General features: G+C 58.7%; 15 protein-coding genes. 11 read left to right on the top strand and 4 right to left on the bottom strand.

Annotation, left to right across the window (positions count from 1 at the left end; translation table 11 throughout):
• The first annotated feature begins 229 nt into the window (after window positions 1-229).
• From LG047_RS05935 to LG047_RS05885, 11 genes are all read left to right on the top strand, one after another.
• Entirely contained in the window at window positions 230-1708 is a 1479-nt protein-coding gene (locus tag LG047_RS05935) for a methyl-accepting chemotaxis protein (protein ID WP_227965921.1), read from the top strand.
• 3 nt (window positions 1709-1711) lie between these two features.
• Window positions 1712-2182: a chemotaxis protein CheW gene (locus LG047_RS05930; protein WP_036285962.1), complete on the top strand. Its 471-nt coding sequence runs from the start codon at window positions 1712-1714 to the stop codon at window positions 2180-2182.
• 81 nt (window positions 2183-2263) lie between these two features.
• The gene (locus LG047_RS05925; protein WP_227965920.1) at window positions 2264-2566 is read left to right on the top strand and encodes an STAS domain-containing protein; all 303 of its coding nucleotides are present in this window, start codon (window positions 2264-2266) and stop codon (window positions 2564-2566) included.
• Window positions 2563-2928: a response regulator gene (locus LG047_RS05920; RefSeq protein WP_036285965.1), complete on the top strand. Its 366-nt coding sequence runs from the start codon at window positions 2563-2565 to the stop codon at window positions 2926-2928. Before LG047_RS05925 ends, LG047_RS05920 begins: the two co-directional genes overlap by 4 nt.
• 15 nt (window positions 2929-2943) lie before the next feature.
• Entirely contained in the window at window positions 2944-5115 is a 2172-nt protein-coding gene (locus LG047_RS05915) for a chemotaxis protein CheA (protein ID WP_227965919.1), read from the top strand.
• A gap of 113 nt (window positions 5116-5228) precedes the next feature.
• The gene (locus LG047_RS05910) at window positions 5229-6110 is read left to right on the top strand and encodes a protein-glutamate O-methyltransferase CheR (protein WP_227965918.1); all 882 of its coding nucleotides are present in this window, start codon (window positions 5229-5231) and stop codon (window positions 6108-6110) included.
• Entirely contained in the window at window positions 6107-7159 is a 1053-nt protein-coding gene (locus LG047_RS05905) for a chemotaxis response regulator protein-glutamate methylesterase (RefSeq protein WP_036285969.1), read from the top strand. The genes LG047_RS05910 and LG047_RS05905 overlap by 4 nt, the downstream gene beginning before the upstream one ends.
• Window positions 7150-7536: a response regulator gene (locus LG047_RS05900; protein ID WP_036285970.1), complete on the top strand. Its 387-nt coding sequence runs from the start codon at window positions 7150-7152 to the stop codon at window positions 7534-7536. The genes LG047_RS05905 and LG047_RS05900 overlap by 10 nt, the downstream gene beginning before the upstream one ends.
• Entirely contained in the window at window positions 7536-8072 is a 537-nt protein-coding gene (locus LG047_RS05895; protein WP_227965917.1) for a chemotaxis protein CheD, read from the top strand. The genes LG047_RS05900 and LG047_RS05895 overlap by 1 nt, the downstream gene beginning before the upstream one ends.
• Window positions 8073-8204: 132 nt before the next feature.
• Window positions 8205-8573, top strand: a complete 369-nt coding sequence (locus tag LG047_RS05890) for a hypothetical protein (RefSeq protein WP_144259748.1) — start codon at window positions 8205-8207, stop codon at window positions 8571-8573.
• Between the two features lie 1364 nt (window positions 8574-9937).
• Window positions 9938-12124 (top strand): glycosyltransferase, encoded by a 2187-nt coding sequence (locus LG047_RS05885; RefSeq protein ID WP_227965916.1) that lies wholly within the window; start codon window positions 9938-9940, stop codon window positions 12122-12124.
• Between the two features lie 6 nt (window positions 12125-12130).
• Here the strand turns inward: LG047_RS05885 and LG047_RS05880 are convergent, their stop codons facing one another.
• The 4 genes from LG047_RS05880 to LG047_RS05865 are packed head-to-tail and all read right to left on the bottom strand — an operon-like array spanning window position 12131 to window position 18091.
• The gene (locus tag LG047_RS05880) at window positions 12131-15655 is read right to left on the bottom strand and encodes a hypothetical protein (RefSeq protein ID WP_227965915.1); all 3525 of its coding nucleotides are present in this window, start codon (window positions 15653-15655) and stop codon (window positions 12131-12133) included.
• Window positions 15652-16914, bottom strand: coding sequence for a glycosyltransferase (locus LG047_RS05875; protein WP_227965914.1), 1263 nt, complete (start codon window positions 16912-16914; stop codon window positions 15652-15654). Before LG047_RS05875 ends, LG047_RS05880 begins: the two co-directional genes overlap by 4 nt.
• Window positions 16915-16931: 17 nt before the next feature.
• Window positions 16932-17393: a hypothetical protein gene (locus LG047_RS05870; protein ID WP_227965913.1), complete on the bottom strand. Its 462-nt coding sequence runs from the start codon at window positions 17391-17393 to the stop codon at window positions 16932-16934.
• On the bottom strand, window positions 17390-18091 hold the full coding sequence (locus LG047_RS05865; protein WP_227965912.1) for a sugar phosphate nucleotidyltransferase: 702 nt from the start codon (window positions 18089-18091) through the stop codon (window positions 17390-17392). The genes LG047_RS05870 and LG047_RS05865 overlap by 4 nt, the downstream gene beginning before the upstream one ends.
• Window positions 18092-18116 lie beyond the last annotated feature (25 nt).

Raw genomic sequence — 18116 nt, 5'->3', positions numbered from 1 at the left:
CGATTCCGATACGCCGGTGAGATCCGGCATGTCCCCCGAGGGATCCGTCCTCCAATGTCAATGTATGCAAGAAGCCCGGCGCGAGTCGGGTTTTGAATCTTCGCGTCTCGGGATGTCGGAACTCGGAGACACAATGCGTGTGGCCATCAATTGCACGCCGGCATGACGTAGATATTGGCAGACGAATCGTGACGGGAATACCTGTGAATCGAGGGACAAAATGCGAATCATGACCAGATTACTCGCCCCGATATCGGGTCTATCCCTTACGCCCTGGCTACTGATTGGAGCCGGTTCGACGACGAGCATGCTCCGAGAGCATCCCTGGTTCGCGCTTATCGTTGCATTCACGACTGTGGTTTCTGCAATAGTTCTCTTTTACATACTTCATTCGGAATCAACTGCTGCAGCCGATGCCCTTGAGGGGGCAATTGCTCGGTCAAGACAGAATGGGTTCAACATTTCATTGACTGACGGCGACCGAGACCAGCCGCATTCGGCTGTCTTGAAACTCGCAGACGATATGCGCCAGGCTCTGAAGGCTCGAGAAGAGGATATTCTAGGAGAGTTCGAAAGGCAGAAGACCATTGAAAGCGAGAAGAAAGCCACGTCGGAGGCCGAGGCGCAGGGATATATTGACGCGCACAATTTCTTTATGAAATCATTTTGTGCCGCGCTTCAGGAATTGGCTGATGGCAATCTCGCCGTCCGACTGAACCACCCATATTCAAAAGACTATGAACAGCTTCGTCATTGTTACAATCAAACGCTTGACCATCTGAACAATGCATTCGGGAAAACGATATCGGGCGTGCACAATCTGACCACATCGACAGAGAAGATTTCCGTAGCGGCCGAATCTCTTTCCAATCGGACATGCCAGCAGGCGGCCAGTCTCGAAGAAACTGCAGCCACATTGAAGCAAGTCACGTCAACCGTAAGTAAGACTGCCGATGGGGCGCAAAGTGCACGCGCCTTAGTGTCCGAGGTCCGCGTAGACGCAGAAAGCAGTAGTGACGTCGTGCGGAAGGCAATCGACGCCATGGGCCGTATTGAGAAATCGTCAGAGGAAATTGAGCAGATTATCGGGGTAATCGACGAAATTGCATTTCAAACAAACCTTCTTGCGCTGAATGCCGGCGTCGAGGCGGCGCGGGCCGGTGAGGCAGGAAGGGGTTTCGCCGTCGTCGCTTCCGAAGTCCGCGCGTTGGCGCAGCGTTCTGCGGAAGCGGCTAAAGGCATCAAGGGCCTGATCGCAGCCTCGACTTTGCAGGTGCGCGAAGGCGTGCAGCTTGTCGCGCAAACCGGAAACGCACTGAATCGCATCGTGTCCCAAGTTTCAGACGCGAATTCAGCCGTTGCGGAGATCGCGGACGGAGCGAAAGAGCAATCGACTGCGCTACTGGAGATAAATACAGCGGTCGCCCAGATGGATCAGTTTACGCAGCAAAATGCGGCAATGGTCGAGGAAACGACAGCGGCGACGCAGCGCCTGCAAGGCGATATTGCGGCTATAGTAAGCGCTGTGTCGGTCTTTACTCTTCAAGACGATGGTAAGGGTGACGCTCAAAAGACGCGCTTGCAAAGCCTATCACAGGCGACGACGCCAGTTCGCCGCACCTCCGTTTCGTATGCGCGGCAAAATAGCGCCGCTGCAGCGGCAAAGATCAAAAGTGAGCCTGATGAGCAGGACTGGGCGGAGTTTTGAGACATGAGAGCTGCTACAGCACAAACGCAAGGAAGCGATCCTCAAGAGTTCATTGCCTTCCATGTTGGCAGTCAGACCTATTGCATAGATATCATGGCTGTGCGTGAGATTCGCGGGTGGACCCCAGCCACGCCTCTTCCGCATGCGCCCGGCTATGTCCGAGGCGTGATCAATTTGCGTGGCGCAGTTTTGCCCGTAATTGATCTGGCTGCCCGGTTGGCGCTACCTATCAAGGAGCCGACAGCTCGACACGCAGTAATCGTCGTTCAAAATGAAAGCCAGGTTGTCGGATTGCTGGTGGAAGCCGTTTCGAACATAATGATGGTTTCTCCAGACGCTATCCAGCCCACGCCAGAGGTAGCTTCGGAACTGTCGCGTTCCTTCATCAAAGGAATCGTCGCTGCGGAGAGCGAGGTTATCAGCGTTCTTGTAATCAAGAACCTTCTTCCTGAGACGCTCGCGGGGATACAATAGGGACTTTGGGAAAGTAAGGTGAAAAATCACTCAAGGTAAGCGCTAATCGCGTCACGATAACGAAGTCGGGAAATACATCTCATGGACGGGTCGAATATTTGCTCCGGTGATGCGCTGGTGCTGCCGGAAGCATTGGATCTACGCGAAGCGGCCCCTCTCGCCGCGCGGCTCCTTTCCTGCCGAGGCGAACAGCTAAGAATCGATGCATCGAACGTCAAGAAGATTGGCGTACAGTGCATCCAAGTGATCGTTTCGGCCTATTTGACGTGGGAGAGAGACGGAGTAACTCTTTCATTGGTCGAGCCGTCGAGGGAGTTTCGTGAAGCTTTCGCAACCGTAGGTCTGGACATCTCCAAATTCACTGAAAAGGAAGTCACGAAATGAGCAAGACAATATTGACTGTCGATGACTCGCGAACCATGCGCCAAATGCTCGAACTGGCGTTGAGTGATGCGGGTTTCATCGTCGTCCAGGCGGAGGACGGTGTTGATGGTCTTGAGGCTCTGGAGCGAACGAAGCCCGATGCGATCGTTACAGACATCAACATGCCGAGGTTGGATGGATTCGGATTCATTGAGGGTGTCAGGAAGCATGAAACCTGTCGCGTCGTTCCCATCCTGGTGCTTACTACAGAGAGTGACAACGAAAAGAAGGAACGCGCCCGGCGAGCTGGCGCAACTGGTTGGATCGTAAAGCCATTCGATCCTGCGAAGCTCGTAAACGCAATTCGACGCGTGACCGCCTAATGTCGGGAGCATGCAATGGATCATCTAGCGGCAATCAAGCAGACCTTCTTTCAGGAGTGTGAAGAGCAGCTTTCAGAGTTGGAAAGCGGCCTTCTAAAAATTGAAGATGGGAACCACGATTCGGAGACGGTTAACGCTGTCTTTCGCGCCGTTCATTCGATAAAAGGCGGCGCTGCAGCGTTCGGCTTCGATGATCTGGTCGAGTTTGTTCATGTGTTCGAGTCGACGCTCGATTTGCTGCGGTCAGATGCGCTGAAGCCGACGCCAGGCGTTACGAAGGTGCTACTGCACTCATCCGATGTTCTTTCGGATCTCGTGAGGGCTGTTCGAGACGATATCTCCTGGGATCGACAAGAAGTTGACATAACGAAGGCTAGCCTCGAACAACTTTGCTGCGACCAATCGAGTGACGGTGAACAAGCGTCTCAACAACAGGATTCATCGGAATCTGGCTTAGATTTTAGTCCTATCGCAATTTCCCTTGATTCGATTTTTGCTCCCGATGGGGAAGCAACGGTAGATGAGGACGCGCGCTTTCGCGTCTATTTCAGGCCGAAGCCTTCCTTGTACACAAGAGCTAATGAAGCGCTTCTGATCCTTCGAGAGATCAACGCGCTTGGTTCGTGCGTGACCGATTGTAATTCGGACGAACTTCCATTCCTCGCCGAACTCGACCCGGAAGGAGCCTATTTATCGTGGACAATTGAGCTGACTGGAAAGGCTTGCGAGAGCGAGGTTCGTCAAATATTCGAGTTTGTTGAGTCTGATTGTGACTTCGACGTAACGGTCATTAATCCGGACAATAAAGCCGAAGGCGCGATGGGGAGGCGTGAAGACGCGGCCGAAGTCGAAAAAGGCACGAACTTTGAAAGCTTTACAGTCGAGGTTGACGAGACGAGAGCCAAGGAACCGGGGAACTCTTCAATAGATGAAGTTGTCGGTGAAAGTAAGCAAGCGTCTCCCGTGCATGGATCACCACCTACGCAGGCAACCATTCGGGTAGACCTCGATAAGGTTGATCGGCTGATAAATCTGGTTGGCGAGCTAGTAATCAATCAAGCGGTACTATCTCAACGGGTTTCAGAGGCCGGGTTGTCGCGGGCGTCGTCGGTCGCAATTGGGCTCGAAGAGCTGGAGCAGCTGACGCGCGATATACAGGATAGTGTGATGGCTATCCGAGCCCAACCTGTTAAGCCGATTTTTCAGCGTATGTCGCGAACAGTTCGAGAGGCTGCGGCGATCACGAAGAAGTCAGTTCGTTTGATCGTTGACGGCGAGGGCACCGAAGTCGACAAGACGGTCATTGAGCGACTTACCGATCCGCTGACCCATATGGTTCGGAATGCGGTAGATCACGGAATCGAGTCGCCAGAGGCGCGCATTGCCGCTGGAAAACCCGAGGAAGGGACCTTGCGACTCTCGGCTATGCATCGGTCTGGGCGGATTGTAATAGAGGTTTCGGACGATGGCTCAGGCATTAATCGTAAGCGCGTCCGAGAGATCGCGGTCGCAAAGGGTCTCATTCCGGAGAATGCGGCGTTGTCAGAGGAGGAAGTCGACGGGCTTATCTTTTTGCCCGGCTTTTCGACGAATACAACGGCTTCGAGTATCTCGGGTCGAGGGGTCGGCATGGACGTCGTTAAGCGAGCCATCCAGGCTCTAGGAGGACGGATTTCGATTTCCTCCCGCGAAGGATATGGTTCGACCTTCTCGATGAGTTTGCCGCTTACCTTGGCGGTTCTGGATGGGATGGTCGTGACCGTCGCAAATCAAACATTGATTATTCCACTAACGGCGGTGGTTGAGACTCTTCAACCGAAAATCGAGAATGTGCATTCCCTTGGCGCGGGAGTGCGGGTCATTGGGAACCGAAATAGCTTCCTGCCGCTGATCGACGTCGGTTTCGTGCTTCGCTACCGATGCGACGAAATCGATCCGACAACGCAGGTCGCCTTGGTGGTTGAGTCCGAGAGTGGAGAGAAATGTGCATTGCTCGTGGATGCGATCCAGGGCCAACGACAAGTCGTCATCAAGAGTCTCGAAGCGAATTACGGTAGAGTGCACGGGATCGCCGCAGCCACCATTCTCGGTGATGGGCGGGTGGCCTTGATCGTTGACGTTGACGCGATCGTAAATCGATTGCGCGCGGATACCGATATCGAGGCCGGCCTTCAGGCTGCTGAATGAGTCGGGCGAGGCGGGGCTCGGATGCCTGGATTTCTGCAATTATCTTCGGGCCGCCGATCGATCGATGAGATCGGGAGTGGAAGATCAGGCCGGATGTTTCGGATCGACGAGTGATGACGCAATTTCTCCAGAAAAATGGCGAGTCGGGGTGGGGACCGTTTCCCTTCACCGACGAGGATTTTCGTAAAATCTCGAAAATCCTGCATGAGGACGCGGGTATATATCTTTCGAGCGCGAAGGCGACGTTGGTTTATTCGCGATTGACAAAACGCTTGCGCGCGCTCGGTCTGGAGAATTTCCGAGATTATTGCTCGCTTATCGCGAGCGATGGAGGGGTAGACGAACGGCAAAAGATGATCGCTGCTTTGACGACAAATGTAACGCGGTTTTTCCGTGAGCCCCACCATTTCGAGCACCTGAAGACGCATGTGGTGGCGAGGAAGGCGGAGCATGTTCGCAAGGGCGGCCGTCTGCGGATATGGTCGGCGGCATGCTCGGATGGACAGGAGCCATATTCGATTGCAATGACGATATTGTCGGTGATCCCGGAGGCGGCGACGCTCGATGTTCGCGTGCTGGCGACGGATATCGATCAGAATATGATCGCGCATGGGCGCGCCGGCGTATATGGCCAGGATGCGATGAGCGCGGTGCCGACCGAAATGCGCGAGCGTTGGTTCTCCCCGGTCGGAGGCGCTTCGGTTCGCATGTGGGAGGTGAGCGAGAAACTCGCGTCATTGGTTTCCTTCAGAGAACTCAATCTTGTCGGACCTTGGCCGATGAAAGGACGATTCGATGCCATATTTTGTAGGAATGTGGTTATTTATTTCGAGGAAAAGACTCAGCAGGAGATCTGGAGACGGTTTCCGCCGGCTCTGACGCCGGATGGTAGGCTATATATCGGGCATTCCGAGAGAATTGCTGGTCAGGCTGCAGAGAGATTTGTCAGCGACGGCTTTACTACCTATCGGTTGCGAGAAGGCGCCGCACGATGAAAAAATGCAATGTCTTGATCGTCGACGATTCTCGTACCATGCGTGCGCTTATTGCATCGTCACTTTCGTCGGATCCGGGAATCGAGGTTGTCGGCGAGGCTGGTGATCCATTCGAAGCGCGGGAAGCGATGAAGCAGCTCAATCCTGACGTCGTCACGCTCGATATCGAGATGCCGCGGATGAACGGACTTGATTTCCTCGCCCGGATTATGGCGCTTCGCCCGACGCCGGTGATCATTATCTCCAGCCTGACGGAAAAGGGCGCAGAGGCTACGATTAGGGCGTTGGAGATTGGCGCGGTCGACGTGATCGTCAAGCCGTCTGCACGTAACGCCAACTCGCTAAAGGATCTTGCGTCGCGCGTGAAGGAGGCCGCCGGGGTCAGGGTATCCGCTCGCGCGCCGGGGCATCCTGTGACAGCGCACAAAGCGCATGCTGACGAAAACTTCCGTTCGGATGGCCGCATCGTCGCGATCGGGTCTTCTATGGGCGGCGTTGAAGCATTGTGTACGGTGTTGGCGTCATTTCCGGAGAATTGTCCGCCTACTGTGATTACGCAGCATATGCCGGCTCAGTTTACCCAGAGCTTCGCATCGCGACTCGATCGTATTTGCAGGCCGCAAGTGAGGGAAGCGTTTCATGGCGCCCCTCTGCAGTCGGGGCAGGTATTTGTGGCGCCCGGCGGGTTGGCGCATCTGGAGATCGGCGGGACAAATAGGCTTGAATGCCGCCTTCGTGAGGGCGACCTGGTAAGCGGCCATAGACCTTCGATCGACGCCATGTTCGCTTCGGTTGCGCGTGTGGCGGGAGACCGTGCCGTTGGGGTCATTCTCACCGGCATGGGGCGCGATGGCGCACAGGGACTGTTGACAATGCGTTCGGCCGGGGCGGAAACGCTCGGACAGGACGAAGCGACTTCGCTGGTTTACGGGATGCCGCGAGCCGCGTTCGAAGCGGGCGCGGTCGGAGTGCAACTGCCGCTTGGTGAGATTGGCAGGCACATTCTGAAGGCCACAAATATGCGTAATGCGAGGGAAGTATGTCGATAGCAAACCAACTCAGAGTGCTTGTGGTCGACGACACCAGCACCAGTCGTATGTTGATCCGTGATGGCCTAGAGCAAATCGGTCTGAGGAACATTTTTCTTGCGCATGACGGCGAGAAGGCGTTGGAGTTCATGTTGAGCACGCCTGCTCATTTGATCATCTCCGACGTCAATATGCCGAAGCTCGATGGTCTGGGTCTTCTGAAGGCGGTTCGTGAATATACGCCGACGCGGCGTGTTCCTTTCATAATGCTCACCGGGCGAGCCGACACGGCAGTGCTTGAGGCGGCGAAAAAACTGGGCGTCAACAATTACCTGATGAAGCCGTTCACGACTGCAACGCTGAAGACCGCAATCGAAGCAATTGTTGGAAGGTTGTGATGACTGATCAGCTAACGAAAATTCATGTGATCCAGGGTGAATATCGGGTAGTTGATCGTCCTAATGTCGTGCTTGCGACGATTCTTGGATCGTGTGTCGCTGCCTGTCTGCGTGATCCAGAAGCGCATGTAGGGGGAATGAATCATTTTCTTCTTCCTGGAGATCTTGACGGGACGAAAGCGGCTGACGCCGAAAGGTATGGCGTTCACCTGATGGAATTGCTGGTGAACGGCCTGTTGAAACGTGGCGCGCGACGGGAGCGGCTCGAGGGGAAGTTGTTTGGCGGCGCGCGCATGCTTGATGGTCTCCCTGACATTGGCTCTAAGAACGCGAGTTTTGCGAGGAGGTTCCTCAACAACGAGGGCATAAGGATCGTGGCGGAGGATCTTGGAGGCGCGCGGGGGCGGCGGCTCGAATATTATCCGCTGTCGGGGCGCGCGCGACAGATTTTCCTTTCCGGCTATGTTCACAAGTCGCAACCGGCGGAAGCGGCTACCGTCAAGCCGGTCCTTGAAGGAACGCTTGAATTCTTTTGAGCTTGGCTCCGTGCGGTATTCTTAGAAAATAAAGATTGGGTGAAAGACATTGTTATCGTGCTGGATGAGATAAATACAATCAATGTTTGTAAAAGTGCGTGAAATCAACGATGCGACAAAGGCGTGCTGAAAATGATCAAGGCGCAGGATTCTCAGCCGATCATCGAAATTCTCAAGCGGGTGGCGCGTGAGTTGGACGACGCTGCGGTTTCGGTCAATGATCTGAGTGGAATGGTCGAAACGTCCGTTCGAAACGGGATCGCCCGAAACGAAGTATTCTTGCGCTCAGCCCAGACGGTCGACATTCTGCACCAGAGGCTGGAAGGTCTGTCGCATTTCGTGACGGAGCTTGCTGAACTCATGCCCTCCCATTGGGAGGTTGAAAGTCATGAGGCTGCGCGAAAGCTCAAACTTTCCAGGCTGAAAAATCGTCTCGGACATTCATATGACGGACCCGAGTCAGGAATTCATCATTCTTCTGGAGATTTTGAACTTTTGTAGACAATCGCGTGAAAAAAGTCAGAGCGGGTCAGTTACTGCCGGCTTTACAGTCGTGAGTGATCCGTTGGGGACCTGATCGGTTTCACGTGCGACCGATCGCTCGTTACTGATCGGGGTTTGGCGAGGGTGAAAATCAACGCGCAATGACCTTTCGGTGATCGCGGCATGGCGCGTCCTATGGGATGGCTTTCCCGAAAAGGAAAAGCCCGGCCATGGAGGCCGGGCTCCCCTCTGGATCCTCCGGCGCCGGCGGTTGACCGTAAAACCCGCCGACGAGGAAGCGACCAGACCGGCGCCGATCTTAATGAGATCACGGCCGGAACGGTTGTAACAAGTCCTATAACATCATAGATGTTTAAGCAACACTAAACGTGAAATTTGTGGATTTAAGGTTGCCCGATTGTAAACTTTCCGCTGCCCGAAATTTCTGCGTGAGGCGAACGGGGTTCGGTTTCAAAAATCTGTTATTGGTGGGAGCCGTCGAGGAAGGCGCTCGATCGTAATTATTGGGATCGTGGGACGGCGAACCAACCGGGGAGGTTTGGCGCCGCGGGCTTGGCCGCTATCCTCATTCGAACCACACGGCGGATGGCGCGGGCGCGGGCCTCAATTTCTGCTATTGGAGGAATCTCGGATTTCGTGAAGAGGCGTTACGTTAAGCTTGGTGTGACGCTATTGGGGCTATTTCGTTTTCCAACTGTCGATATGGGGCCGCTGCAATGCAGACGCCGTGAAATTGCAATGGCGGCATAAGTGGTGAATCGGGCGGGTCGGTCCAGCGACAACGACCGCAGCACAGGTTTTGCTTGGCTCGGCCGTTATGGAAAGGCAAAGATCCCGCTCGTCGGCGAGGGGCGTCGGTTCTATGGGGCGACGCGTCAATGCCGGCGGAAATGCCTTACGTTTTGGCGGCCTTCGTCGACCGATGTCGGAGGACATCCGACGGAACCTTCGATCATTTACAATAAGGGCGAGGCGCAAATGTTTATTGCCCCCGGCGCAACCAACGCATAGGTTTTTGTGCGTCGGATTCAGGCAATGATAGCGGCTTGCATAATTGCCGACAAGCGCGCCGGACGGAGGTCTTTGTGGGTCATTTCACGTTTTGTAGTCTCGCTTCCCCCTGATCCTGAAAGACCGGGTCAGTCTGTCATGTCAATCCGGTAGATGATCGACGAAGTGGTGGCAAGCGGCGGAAGCGCCATCGACGCGCATCTTGCCGACATCAGCGAATTTCGGCCTTGCGGAACGCTACGCTGTAGGCTTTCAGAAAGCATGGTGAACTTTTGGACCGCCGCTTCTCGGGATTGCGTCGCGCCGCGCGCCGGGAGGAACAGATTGGGCGTTACACGAGGACAGCCCGAATGAAAGTACTCATCGCCGACTTCGATTTCTTTACGGCCATCGGCGGCGGTCAAGTCTTCTACCGGCGCGTCGTCGAACGAAATCCGTCGATGACCTTCCATTATCCATCGCGCGGTCCCGACCTGCTCATGAAGCGCGCCAATTTGCTGCCGCCGAACGCTCAGCCCTTCGCCTTCGATCATGCTTCGGTTGCGATCCAGCCCTTCGCCTTGCCTGCGGAAATGCATTGGTCCTCGCGGCATTTCATCCAGCAATTCGCGAGCGTCGCGGCGGCGGTTCAAGGCGAGAATTTCGACGTTCTCGACATCCCGTCTTTTTTCCCGGTAGGTTCGGTCGCGCGATCCGTCCTGTCGGCCTATGGAGTCCTTGTCGAGCGCGTCGCCATATCGATGCTGGGCTGGGCGAGCGTGAGCGCTCGCGCCGCCTATGCGCACGAAAGTTCGAACGGCGTCGTCGAAGCTCTCGAGATCGTTGAAAAGCTGTCGATGGAGACAGCCGATATCCGGTACGCCATTTCGGATATTCAGCTTCACCAGCAATGGCGCACAGACATGCCGGTCGCCCAGGTCGACATGCACGACACTATAGAACTCATACCTGTTCCCGACCAAGCGCCGCCCGGCGATGGTCCGCCGGATCTTTGGTATGTCGGCAGACTCGACGGAGCCAAGGGGCCGGATATTTTCATCGAAGCCGTCAGCCGTGTGCCCCGGAACCTTTATCGCGGCTGCCATCTGACAGGTCCCGACAGCGACTGGGCGTCGGCGGGCGAACGGTGGTCAGACCATTTGCTTGCGCTCGCGAGGGAGCGGGGTGTCGATGCGACATATGTCGGCAAATTGGACGACGCAGAATTGCGGGGGAATGTATTTCGGGGTCGGACGGTCGTCGTCATCCCGTCGCGCACCGATACTTTCAATTACGTTGCGGTTGAGACGACGCTCAATGGCTGCCCGATTCTGCTGTCGCGGCGCGCGGGCGCGAGCGTTTTCCTGACCGAGCGGCACCCCCATGTCGCGCCCCCCGTCATCGATCCCGACGACTGTGACGGCCTCGTCGAACAACTGAAGGATCTGCTGGAAAACTATTCTGAGCGCGCGGCCGCGCTACGACAAGCTCTGCGTGAAAAGCCCTTCCCGGCGCCCCGCGAGGGCTTCATGGAAGCCATTTATCGGTTGGCGCCTATCAACCGCCCCGAGGCGCGTGCGAGCGCGGCTACGCTTACAGAAACGATCTGCAGGGAAATACCGCTGGACCGCCCTATGGCGCGGTCCTGGAGGCCGGTGCGACGGCAAACGCCACCGATGGTCAGTATTGTCATCCCCACCTTCGATCGACCTGAGCTGCTCGCGCCGACGCTTGCCGCCCTCACGCGACAGACTTTCGAGGATTTCGAGGTCGTCGTCGTGGATGACGGATCGAGCCAGGCGACGACCATTCGGCGCGTGGTTGACGGCTTCGCGCCGCTCGTGCGGCTCGTGCGTCACGGCAACAGCGGCGAAGCGGGCGCAGTCAATTTCGGCCTCGAGGAGTCGCGGGGCGAGATTATTGGCGTCCTGTCCGACGACGACTTTTATCATCCCGACCTGATCGGCGAGAGCGTTCGCGCCCTCGCCGCCCGGCCAAAGGCGATCGGGACATATTGCGACTGGGACATTGTGGACCCCTCCGGCTATTTCGTCGAGGCGCACCGGCTCCCGGCGTTCGACCGGCGTCTGATGCTTGGCGCGCATTGGTGTCTGCCGGGTGTCGGGGCTTTCCTGCGCCGGCGGATTTTCCACGAGATCGGCGGGCGCGACCAGACCTTCCGTTGGGTCTCCGATTTCGACCTCTGGCTTCGCGCGACCGCCCATGGAGACCTCGTGCACCTGCCGCGCAAGCTCGCCTATTGGCGCCTCCATGGCGCGAACCTCACCACCTCCGACCGGCGCATCCTGATGGCGGACGAACGCATTCACCTGATGGACCGACTGTTCGCGGACCCGGTCGAACCTGCGACGGCGGCCGAAAGGCGCGCGGCCTATGCCGCGGCGCATCTCGCCGCGGCGGCGATCATCGGACGATCTGACGCTCCAGCCGCATTAGGCCATATCGCGCGGGCGAAAAAATTCGACCCCGGCGTGATGAAACGGCTGCCGCCCAATATGGCGGGCTATCCGGCGGTCTGGCCCGAAGGAGCGCTCTGAACCGGATCAGGTGGCCGCTTCGACTTCGCGCGCGCCGATTCTGGTAAGGAACGCCGCATAGGCCTCCTCCGACTCCGCTCCCTCGAAGCGCAGGGCATGGCCATTTTCCGCGCCATCGACCGAAAGCGTTACGACGCCGGCGCCACGGTCGACGCGCAGTATGGCGGCGGAAGGCTCGATGATCATCGTCAAAGCATCGCTTTTGCCGATCGCGTAAGGCGTCGCACGCGGCGGCAGGGACCAGAGCAGAACGGTCCGCCAGAGCTCGGCCTCAGCCGGCCTCATAGTTACAGTGGCGGTTTCGAACACCTTGCGCGCCCCGTGCAGACGACGGATCTCATCACCCCGCTCGCGCACGGGCTTCTCCATCAGATGCGTCTTCACTGCCGGATGCTCGAAAAGCGCGCTCGGCGCGCGCCCACGGCGCCAGCCGGTCGTCACATAGTCCAATAACGCGGCGTCGGGCGCTGCGGATTTGAGGTTGTAGCGGCGCGCGTACCACTCCCGGTCGAAGATTTCGTCGGGCCGCCGGCCGTCCCGCGCGCCGCCGATGACATAGTCCTCGAGTGGGCAGACGCCCGCAGCCGCGACTTCCGGATAATTATCCAGATACCAGATTGTTGAAAACGCCGGAGAAGGATCACGTCCGATTCGCCACCCGGATTCGAGATAGTCCGCCGCGGGCGTCGCGCCACTCGCCTCGACGTCGGGATAATGCGCGTGATACCAATCGGTGTCGACAAATGCCACGAACGGCGAAGCCTCCTCCACGGCGACTTCGGCCGTAGCTGCGGGGGGGTGCGTGAGCCGCATCAGCCGAATGATCTGCGCCCGGCGCACAACCGGACCGAGATCGGCGAGGAAGGCGGCGACGAAGGGGTGGTCAAGTTCAGGAAATATCGAAAAGGCCGGGTCTGACCAGTTCTTCACCAGATGCGCGAGCGCCCTAGCGCTTGCAGGCTCACCCAAATGGATTTGGGCGTAGCGCGCGAGGTCGAGATCTGGATGGGGAGACAGGCCGCGCGCGGCACCCACTCGGATGAAATGCGACAGTTCGGGAGCCTCGCATAGCGGCTCGATCCCGTTCGCCTTGCGATACCAGGCGGCGGCGAACCAGGGATTGGGATCGCGTCCTTCTCGCCATCCGGTGACCATGTAATGATCAAAAGCGTCGACGTCGGCGGCTGCTATGTCCGGATAGGCGGTGCGATACCAGTCCGCATCGACGAGTATTCTAAGACTGCGTTCTTCGGTGAGCGTGAGCGGCCGGGGATTGCAGTCGGGCGACAGCTGCGCATCTTCAGTTCGCCAGGAGTCCAGCAAATGCTGATAAGCCGCTATGCTGGGACTGTCCTGCCCAAGATAGCGCGCAGCGTAGAAAGAGAGATCAACGGCGGGATGCGGCGGGACGCCGGCCGCGGCGCCCGACCTCACAAAATGGGCGAGCGCAGGCGTGTCGCCAGAAACGCCTGCCTTTTCGCAATAGAAATCGGGCAGGAACCAGGGATTTGGCGCGCGCCCCTCAAATTGGCCAGCCTCGAGGTAATGCGCAACGGGATCGCACCCCGCCGCAGCCACGTCCGCGTGGGTTTCGAGATACCAGGAACGGTCCACCAGTCGCGCAAGCGCTGCCGGGGAGGCCGGATCGATATCTGCTACAGCGCCTGAGGCGCGAGATTGCTCCAGAAGATAGAGGAGGGCCTCCGCTCTCGGCCAACGCTCGTTGAGGTGAGCCAACGAAAAATGAACGAGATTCACGTCCGGATGTGGGGCCAGACCCATCGCCGCGCCGACCTGCACGAAGTGTTCGAGGGGGCAGACGTCCTGCGGAACGCCCGGCAAAGCGCGATACCAACCCGTGCAAAACAGGCGATTGGGATCGCGCTCCTCGCGCCAGCCGCTTCCCCGGTAATGCTCGACCGGATCCGCTCCCGCTGCGGCGACGTCCGGATATTTCCCAAGATAGAATTCCGGATCGATGAGGCGGTCGACGAGGCTCTGACCGGAATCGGCGTCGTCGAAGCGCCTGCGCAGCGCCTCGGCTCTCGCCTTGTAGGCGCCCACCCGCTGCGCCGCGTCGCGTGCAATATCCGCATCAGGATGCGGGGCCAGTCCGGCGGCGGCCCCGACCCGCAAGAAATGTTCCAGTGGGCGCGCGTCCTGTGGAATATTCGAATGGCTCAAATACCATTGCGTGGAAAACCATCCGTTGGGATCGCGCCCTTCACGCCAGCCATTCTCCCGGTAATGCTCGACCGGGTCTACGCCGGCGCCAGCGACGTCAAGATTTTTCGCGAGATAGAACGCGGGATCGACCAGGCGGTCCGCCAGACTTCGCTCCAATTCTCCATAGCAATCGAAAGGCGGCGCCCACCAGGGCGCGCCAGTGTGACGCCCGCTCCGCGGCGAAGCATAGGCCACGGCGCCTATCGTCGAGCGCGCAGCGAAGACGCGCCAGAAGCAAGCATCCGTTGACTCGACGCCAGGCTCCTGCCCGTCGATCAACCGGAACGCTTCCAGAACAGCGGCTTTTCGAAAACGCGTTCCGACGATCGCGCCGGCTCCGGTCGTTTCGGCGAAGAGACCATTGTCGATCGTCGGCAGGCAGGCGTCGAGCCCCTCCACCTCCATCCGGACGCTTTGCGCCGCGACAAGCGCCGGGCTCGGCGAGATGACAGACACGATGACGAAGTCGGTCGCGCCGCCAGAACAGGCGAGGCGAAGCGCGTCCAGCGGATCGGCGCCGTCGGCGCCGAGCAGGCGCACGTCGGTCGATTCTCCGGAGGCGCACAGGAGATGGCGCACGAACGCCATTCGGGCGAGCAGCCATGAGCCCGCGGAGAGCGCTTCTCCCAACGCGAGATTGATCGCGGGCGCAAGCGCCCGTGCCTCGCCAATGCGCGCGGCGACGCGGTCGTCCATCTCCAGGCTAGAGGGCGCGTAGCGCCCCGCAATCAGCTCGGGGCTTCGTTCGACTGCGAGCATTTCGCGCAATGCAAGTCGGAGCGCGAGGTCGAACAAGGCGAGATCGCCAGCGCTGGCGTCCACGCCGCCGACCGCTGCAAGCGCGTTCTTCTCGACGATGAGGCTCGTTGTATCCGCATCGCCTGCGATGATGTCGGCGACTGCGACTGAGGCCGCCGAATTCGGACGACCGGCCGGCCAATCCTGTCGCGCAGGCGCAGCAACGCAGAGCGCCGGCGCGGCTAATTCCGCAAGCCGCGCGACATCTCGGTCGAGGCGGCGAAAATCGCGGCGATCCGCTGGTCCGACAAAGGCCAGCACGTCGCCATCGGCCTCCTCCGCTCCCGCCGCGAAAGCTTCAGCCGCAGAGCGGAAGCTTCCCGTCAAAAAAGCGATTCGACCGGCAAGTGGCTGCGGTATCCGCTCCGCCGCTTCCATTCCGGCGTTCCCCGCCGCCAGCACCCTGAAATTGTCGTCGGTCGACGCTAAAATTGCGACGAGTTGGTCCCGCGCAGAAGCGACATCGTCCACGACGGCGAGAATGACCGTGACTCGAGGTGAACTCACTTTCTGACCACTCCGGCGTTGGTCCTCGCGGAACCGGCGACCAGCCCGCGATATTGCCCGATCATCGCGCGGCCGTTTCGAGTCGCGTCCCAACGCGCTTCGGCTGTTGATCGATTGTAGATAGCGGCCGCATCCACCAGCGCGTCGTCGCTTGCGGCTCTGGCGATGGCGTCGGCGAGGCTGGCGATGTCGTGCGGCGAGACCATGAAGCCGGTTTCGCCATTTTTGACCCATTCGCAGCCGCAAGACGTGTTCGCCTGGATCGGGAAGCTCCCCATCGCCATCGCTTCGAGCAACGTGGTGGATATGCCGTCCGAGACGCCGAGGCCGATCGTGATGCGCGCCTCGGAGATGCGCTCGAGCGCGTCGGCGTGGCTATCCAGATACGAGTCACAGACAATGTCTAGACCGGTCGCTGACGTCAGTTCGGCGGCCATCTCGCGAACCGCTGGTCCGGCGAGCGCGATACGGATGCGTCGCCCCTGCAGGACGGGGGCAACGAGCTGAAGCGCGGCGAGGATGTGAAGCGCGCGCCCGGCCCAGTTATGATAGCCCTTCACGAGAATCTCGCTGCGCTGCGATGGCGGCGCGAGATCCTGCAGCCGCGGCGCCTCTTCGAACGCCATGCCGCCGGACGCCGGCGTCGGCGGCAGAACGGCGCCTCTGAATCCCATCTGCCGCACGATCGCGACGTCCCGCCTGCATTCGGCGAGATAGGCGTCGATCGATTGGGCGATCGTTGCGAGACGCGCGCGGTGATCCGGGAGCTTGCGATAGAGGTAAATGTCGCTTCCCCAGTTCGACAGCAACCATGGAGGAAATTGCGCGGGCGAATGTTGGCGGGCGGCGAGACAAAGATAGCCCGCCATCTGGATTTCCATTGAGTGGACGAGGGCAGGGCGCAATAGTCGAATTGCTTCGAGAAGGTGAAGCGGCTGCGCGAAGACGACGCCTGCGCTGAAGAACGGCGGTCGCCACGTCTCGTAGGCCAGGGCGACGTTCGTCGATTCGACCGCGTGGTGAGGCACGACGCTCGTGTCGAAGACGCCGATCTCGTCTGCGTCGAGGGCCGCGACATCATCGAGGGTGCGAACGACCCGTGATTTGGCCAACGATGCGCTGAGGGTCTCCTCATACACCGGCAGGAGGACGAAGCGAAGATCCGGCGCGCGAACCATGTTGAGCCAGCGCGCGGTATGAACGCTGTTGGGCATGGCGACGACAAGGATGGTGTGGCGTCCATCTTCCGGCGCGCGCATTTTCCCGCCTCGCCGAATCATCTAGCGAGACCCATAGCCACCGCGGCGAGATGCTGAGCGAAGATTCCCGGGTCGAACGCCGCGCGCGCATGCATTATAGTAGATGGCGTCGTCCAGCGTCGCTCCGGATATTGGATCGCGAGCAGGACGGGAACTCTTGCGGCTGCGGCGGCGTCAATCCGCATATGCGCCGCTGACCTGAACGCGACGCCTGCATAGAGGGTCACATCTCGAAAATCCTCGTCCGAAATCGTTTGCAAGGTCTCGACAGGCTCGCCCGTGTCGTAAGTAAACGCGGCCAATGCAATGGCGACGTTCGGATCCGTAACGTTCGCGAACATGATCCGGTAAGCGCTGATCCATTGCACAGTGTGATAAAGCGCGGAAATCACCATCATGGCGCGCCCGTTGGTCGACTCTGCGCCGTCGAACAACAGAGTTCCTTGGCTGACGCCATTCGTGAGCGTGGTTATTGTCATATCGTCTCCGCAGGCGGCAGTTCATAGAGCCGCTGCGCCTCCGCAAGATCATCGGGGCGCCCGATGTCAATCCATTTCCCATCGTGGTCATAGACTGCGACAGTCTCTCCCGCCTCGACGAGCTGCATGATGAGATCGGGCATATCCAGCGGGACATTGGGGCGTATCAATGCGCGCGCGCGAGCCTCAAGCGCGTATATTCCGATGCAGATCCTGTGATGAGCCACCGGCTTTTCCCGGAAACCGACAACTTGCCCCTGGTCGTTGGCGTCGACGACGCCGGAGTCGATCTCGAAACGACGCAGCATTGTCGCGACAGAAAGCGCAGCCCCTTTACGTCGATGCTCAGCCACCATGCGTCGAAAGTCGAGATCGGTAAGAATGTCTCCATTCATCACCAGCAGTGTTCCACTGACTTCTGCAAGCCCGCCTATCGGCCCTGCAGTGCCGAGCGGTCGATCCTCGTAAATGTAATCCAGGTCGAGCGAGACGCGCGTGCAGTCTGTGAAATAGGCGCGAATAAGCGGCGCAAGGTGATTGACCGCCAAAGTCACCCGCTCGACGCCATGTTCGCTCAACCGTTCCAATATGACTTCAAGTATGGTTCTGTCGCCGATTGGCATCAACGGCTTGGGAAAATTCGCCGTGAATGGCCGCAGCCGCCGTCCCTTGCCGCCTGCCAACACGAGTGCGCTCACATTTTGCAAATCTTCCACGGATCCG

The organism is Methylocystis sp. WRRC1, from assembly GCF_020733155.1.
In the GTDB taxonomy this organism is placed as follows: domain Bacteria; phylum Pseudomonadota; class Alphaproteobacteria; order Rhizobiales; family Beijerinckiaceae; genus Methylocystis.
This window is presented reverse-complemented; position numbering and strand designations above follow the sequence as displayed.